Annotated in this window: 3 protein-coding genes and 2 pseudogenes; 3 read left to right on the top strand and 2 right to left on the bottom strand. The window is 48.0% G+C overall.

The features are described from left to right. The first annotated feature begins 590 nt into the window (after positions 1 to 590). From H6F68_RS08960 to H6F68_RS08950, 3 genes and pseudogenes are all read left to right on the top strand, one after another. Positions 591 to 1,070: a hypothetical protein gene (locus tag H6F68_RS08960; RefSeq protein ID WP_190558278.1), complete on the top strand. Its 480-nt coding sequence runs from the start codon at positions 591 to 593 to the stop codon at positions 1,068 to 1,070. A gap of 76 nt (positions 1,071 to 1,146) precedes the next feature. Beyond that, complete coding sequence (locus H6F68_RS08955; protein WP_190558276.1) at positions 1,147 to 3,123, top strand: protelomerase family protein; 1,977 nt, start codon at positions 1,147 to 1,149, stop codon at positions 3,121 to 3,123. Between the two features lie 333 nt (positions 3,124 to 3,456). Next, positions 3,457 to 3,654: pseudogene (locus H6F68_RS08950) on the top strand (transposase); the annotation flags it as partial. Positions 3,655 to 3,854: 200 nt separating this feature from the next. On the opposite strand, the pseudogene H6F68_RS08945 reads toward H6F68_RS08950, so the two are convergent. Beyond that, positions 3,855 to 4,318: pseudogene (locus tag H6F68_RS08945) on the bottom strand (IS1 family transposase); the annotation flags it as partial. Positions 4,319 to 4,418: 100 nt separating this feature from the next. Continuing rightward, positions 4,419 to 6,158 (bottom strand): hypothetical protein, encoded by a 1,740-nt coding sequence (locus H6F68_RS08940; protein WP_199299997.1) that lies wholly within the window; start codon positions 6,156 to 6,158, stop codon positions 4,419 to 4,421. Between the last annotated feature and the right edge of the window lie 42 nt (positions 6,159 to 6,200).

The following is a 6,200-nucleotide window of genomic DNA, read 5'->3' as shown; positions in this document are numbered from 1 at the left end:
ACTAGCGATCGCTTCCTATAAGCAATTCAAATATTACCCAATCCATTTGAATATGTTATGAATTGGATTGCATTACTTCTTGAGGGTGAGGGCGATCGCACCTTTGTAGAATCCTTGTAATTGCCTCTGTGTATGGGTTTCAGCCTTTTTGGTTATTGGTTGGCATAGGCCGATCGCCTTTTTATTCCAATCCGATTCATTAGATATCCATATCAAACTATGGAAATATCCAATCTAATTATCCATATTCATTTGAATTTGTTATGGATTATCTTATCCAATTCGTTCTAAAAGATATGGAAATAAGCAATCCAAATCAATTGAGTTGGCTGTCAATTTTTGGCTGTCAATTTTTGGCTGTCAATTTGTGTTGGCAAGGTTAGCTAAATTGTTTGTAGGATTAGGTTTGTCGCGATTAATTTATTTAGTCCGATCGCCCATCCGCTCGCCTAACTTATTGGTTTGAGTTGCATAAACTATAGATTGCATATTGATTTTGAATATGGATTGAAATAGAATGAATATGTAATCCAAAAAGGTAGCTACTTCAACCAATTGAATTGGATGATTTGCCGATGAGGGGTACTTCCATGCTATCAAGGCCCACGCTCCCTAAATCTGCTGTGAGTTTCTCTCCTTTTGTCTCTTTATTGGTTGCTTTGGTTGAGCTGGCGATCGCACGCTTTGCCATCTTCTATCTTGCTCCTGGACAGCTACTCAGTACTAAACAAGCGATCGCTCATCTCAGCCTCTTCTATTGTTCTGAAAACCAGCCTAGAAACCAGCACTTACACCTTAAGCAGGCGATCGCAAACTCTACAATCTTCTATCTCTCTCCTGGGCAGCTACCAACAACTAAACAGGCGATCGCAAACTTTAATCTCTTCTTTTACACTAAGCAGTCATCAACTACTAAGCAGGCGATCGCTGGCCTTATGTTACTCTGTCTCCCTACTAGCCCACAGTTAGCCCTTGAACAGGCGATCGCGGCTGTAGTAGGACAAGGTTATCTCTTTAGGTTCCTGGCTCTCTGTGGCCTTGGTGGACAAGTCTTCTTACCTAACTTCTGACCGCTCTTTAGGAGATGCTGTCTGTCTCCTTTTCTATCCCATTCAACTGGCAAGCAATGCAATCTGGAGAACGGATATGGGTAAACGTGCTTGGCTCTCTAATTTGATCGACAATGACTATCTCCCGGCGATCGCTCTGCTATCTGGTTCTCCTCAGGGCAGGGCCAAGGCTCAACAACTGGTTACTCGCATGCGGCAAGAGTGGTCCGCTCGCGGGGCTCTAGCTCTCAATCAACAGCAGAGTTTGATGGACCAAACTCGTAGGGCGATTAAAGACCAGTTGGGAGAGGACCATTTCTCGCTCGACTATATCAAGTTCTCGACGGAGGAATACACTCAGCTCAATGATGAGAAACAGCGATCGGTCTCAGAACGCAATGAAGATGTGAAGCCGTTGCACAATCCTGATGGCATCGTGGCCACCGCTGTTCGCTTGCTGGAGTCGCCGGAGTGGTCAGAGGTGGCTGCGGCTCTAGCGGTACTGACAGGCAGGCGATCGAGTGAGCTGCTCTCAACGGCTAAGTTTGAACCCAAGACGCGCTGGAGTGTGGTCTTTACTGGGGCGCTCAAACGTGGGGGAGAAACGCAAACGCTCAGTTTTGAGATTCCCACGCTGACCACCTCGGAGAAGGTCTGCAAGGCTTTAGCCAAGATTAGACGGGAGTTACCGGAAGCACTAGAGCTACCAGCTAAGGAGGTGAATGCTCGCTTTGGTCCCGCTGTCGCGGCGGCGTGCGATCGCCACTTCTCGGACCTCGTCCCTCCCAGAGCTGGAGGCAACCTCTACACCCACTTGTTCCGTGCGGTCTACGCTACGATCGCCACCTTTTGGTACTGTCCGCCTCGCGTAGACCCAGTGGAGTTTAGAGCCGCGATTCAAGGCCATTATGCAGTGCTCGATGAACACAATCCAGAACTCAGGCGATCGCTGGCCGCTTCTCGGCACTACGCAGATTTTGAGATTGCGGATTCAGTGATTGCTCAGTACGCGGGCAAGCGCAAAGGCATTAAGCTGGGCCTAGGCGGCATTCAACCCATTGCTCCGTTTCAAGATTGGGTAGATGACACTCCAACCAGAGGACGCCAGCGCCAGCAGCGCACTAGCCTGCGTATCTGGAAAGACGACCAAGCCGCGATCGCTTCCATTCTCGAGCACTTTGACGGCAAACTCCAACCCGATAAAATGTCCGCTTGGGTCGCTTGGTCTCTCCAGCAGTTGGCCGCAAAAGCGACAACGGCTGAATTTGAAGAAGCGACAGTTGGTGAAATAACGGAGGTGGAACTAAGGGAGGCGATCTCTCAAGCAGCAACAGAAGAGGTCACGACTCCCGATGAAGTTGAGGCGGCTCCCGCGATCGCTTCTACTTCCGAAATCACTGAGGCTGCACCAGAGCCGATGGAGGAAAGTGCAGTTAATGAACCAATCCAATTCACTGAATCCGTAAGCAATTTATCTCTGGAGCAGCCGTCAGTCAGCGGATTGGAATCTAAACTCGACAAGCTCATTGATGTCATGGCTCAGTTTGTTCAGTTTCAACTCCAGGCTCAACACAAGGTTAGCCAGGAGGATAACGCTCAAAAGGCGATCGCTCATTTACAGACAACTAGAGTGGCAGCAGCACCGGAGATAGAGGCAATATCTCAACCCGCGATCGCTCGAGCAGGGACAACGATAGTCCCCGCACCAATACCAGAGTCAGTCCCAACAATGCAACCCGCGATCGCTAATCAGACTATAGATACTGCGGAGAAGACAAACACTGAGGAAAGCAAACCGCGCAAATACAAAACTGGTGAAGCTGATGCGATCGTCAACCGGGCGATTGATGCCATCATGGCTCACAACAACCTACCCAACCAGATCCATGACCTCAAGTGGGCCATCACCATTAACGGGTTGAAGAACTTCAGCACCAACCAAAGGGTCATTGAACGCATTATGCAGGAACGCAAAGCAGAGATTGATGCCCATCATCAACTCCACCATCTCCTTCCTGGCCATAACAACCGCCACAAACGAAAACGCAAAATTGGCGATGTTATCCAACTCTGAACTGGCAGGAATGTAATGGGAGGAAGGGGTTTGAGATTTGGAGGTTAGGCTTTTGTAGGTTGGGACGGGACGGCGATCGTGGAGCTGGAGGTAGCAACAACCTGGAAAAGAGGGGTGGAACGCAAGGCGATCGCCATCACTTCCCTAAAGGAAAGGCGACATTTATCGTGGAACACCTCGGTTATAAAATCGCGACACTCAGCAAGATACGCTCATCACTTGCCATACTACATCGCTCGAATTGACGCTGTGTAAGCATTCCAGCCCCTAAAACTACACGACAGATAGCGTAGGATCAGCGACAGATAGCGCCGAACGCGACAGCAAGCCTTACACTGCGATTTGCCTCCCTTGCGCCGCTTTGCCCAAAGTTTGAATGACGACTACGCCGCTGTGAAGGCAGGCTTAACTCTAGACGTCAGTAATGGTCCCACAGAAGGCCAGATTAATCGCTTAAAAATGCTCAAACGACATATGTTTGGCCGCGCCGGATTGGACTTACTCAGGCGTCGTTTTCTTTTGCGGGCTTGAATTTCTCGGCTTCACACCCTACAGCAGCATTCACTTATCACTTACTTGGAAGTCTCGATATGGGCTTTGGGAAATTGGATTGGATTGTGGATTGTGGATTGGATTGAAATGGATTGAAATGTGGCTCGAATAGCGATGCACCCATCACCACAAGATGCCACGGATGCGATCGCTTCACCAAAAGAGCGTATGAGCCAAGATTTGTCCGTATGTTTTCCCACTCGGGCCGCTAGGATCAGCCCACTCGAATCAGTTAGACTCACTCCAATCCAGCAATCCCCAACCTCTAACTCGTCGGGAAGGCACTGCTTCTGTTTTTTGCGACAAATGACCACAGCTCATCCGCACTCACTTCCTGCGTTTGTACTGCCTGAACCTGAGCATTATGCACCAACTGCGCCTGCTGACTGGCGGCACGAACGATGTTAACGACTGTGTTATAGGCAAGTTCGCTTGTGCGGCTAATCCCTCGCAGACTGCTGCCTTCGCTATGTGCCTGCAATACCTGTCGAATCTGTTCTGGCGTGACTTGGCGATGGTAGTACAAGGTATCAAAGCGTTCATTGAATGTTTGCTGGCACTGCGGACAGAAATACCGTTGGCTGCCGTTAGGAGCTTTGCCATGTTTATGGATACGGGGGTATGTGCAGAGTTTGCATTCCATAGACCATGCTTGAGGGGAGGTACCGTTCTACTTTACCGAACTCACCACATTTTGATGCACTATCTATTTTTACAAACTGCCTTAGAGCATAGACCAATGTTCACCGGGAATATCTTCTTGTTGGTGATTGGACAGAAGCAAACACATTTGTACTTGGTACTGCCATTTTGCCGGAGCTGGCTACTAGCATTGCCGGTACAGCAGGATCTTTTGCTCTGTTCAGCGTACCCGGTGCAACAACCGTTAGTAAACCAAAAATAGCAGGGCCACCATAGTAAAAACTTTCGAGGTCAATGTTATCAAGGTTGCCTGGATTAGCCAGATCAGAGTTCTTGAGGAGATTTAGGAGAGTAGGGGTAGCATCTGGATCGAGGTTTTTCAGGAGAACAGAACGATTTCCTAAGGAAGCGTCAGATGCAGCAGTAATAGTTAAAGTGAAAAATTGAGTTTTGTCCTTCTCTTCAAACCCTGTTACTTCAACAGTAATGCCTGGTTCACCAACGAACTCAATAGTGGTATTGCGATCGCAATTAATTGCTTCAATTACCACATTCTGAACCGTAGTTCCTGGCTCGATCTGCATATTTAGACCAGAACGTTTGGCCACAGACAATACCTCTGACTCTCTCAAATAATTAGCGCGAGGTAAAGGCTTGGGTTCATCTGCACAAATTAGTGCATCTGTCGTCACCTGAGGTAAGGGTAAGCCTGCAAGTGCGATTTGAAAGGTTTGAGCGATCTGTGCTCCGTAGTCAATATTGAATCCGTTAATTGCAATGTCACTTACCGTAAAACCAAGCTCTTGGGGCACTTCATACACCGCATGAAGGATGTAGTCGATCTCCTCACCATCCTGCCTTTTGCGCCCACGAATTATTTTCCAATAGTCTAACGGCTCAGCATCCGAAGGTGCATTTAATGGCAACTGATAGGTGTCAAAACTAGGTTCTTGGATGTAAAGACCAACTGGATTTTCGAGAGAAATACGTACACCAGAACCTGGTACTCCAGTCCCACGCACCAACGCATTAACTTCTGCCCCAATGGTCGGATCACTATTACGATTTGGTGTACCATAGCCACTGCAATTGATGAGCTGATTTTTGTCTGTAATGGCATTCCCTGCTACATCTCTACGAAGGATCGTCGCCTGTCCAGCAAGGAATATTTCAGCACTCAACGCATTAGGGTTGCTAATCAAGTGAACAGCGCCGTCTGTTGTTGTGCTATTCCAAGGATTGCGATCGTCATAGGCTGGTCGCCCTGTTGCTGGATCAGTTACTGGAACACCACAATCATTACGTAAATACAAATCCTCAAGTTTTACCTGAGAACCGACTAATTCCTGGTACAAGCGTAAAACAACATTTGGATCGATATCCCACAACGTATACCAATACTCCCGATTCTCACAGGTAAACATTACCTTTGTAATCTTGCCTTCTGCGTTGCGGGTAACGCTCCACTCACAATACTCATCTTGCCAGCCACGAGGACCAAAAGGGCGATAGTTATCAGAAGGTGGTGGTCCCTCATCAGCATATTTCCACTGAATAGGCTCTCCTACATTGGGATACTGAATTAATATCCGGTTAGGAAAAGCTGTCCATTGAATGGCTGCGCCCCTTGTTCCTGTAGGAATATCGGTAAGAAGTGGATTGTAGTACTGTGTCAATGGTGGTTGATTAACTGAACCCCAGGGATCGTTTTGTAGGGTCTGTTCTGTAAACCGATTGATGTTATCACTCCAGCGAGCGCGGAACGCTGCCTCCTTCTCTCCTTCTCCAGGACGAAAATCATTTTGATAGGCTGGTGGGTCAAATTGAGGTAATTTAGGCATCTTTTTACTCTCTATCTATCAACGTTGTGCTGTTGTCGCTGC

Source organism: Trichocoleus sp. FACHB-262 (genome assembly GCF_014696035.1).
Classification (GTDB): domain Bacteria; phylum Cyanobacteriota; class Cyanobacteriia; order FACHB-46; family FACHB-46; genus Trichocoleus.
This window is presented reverse-complemented; position numbering and strand designations above follow the sequence as displayed.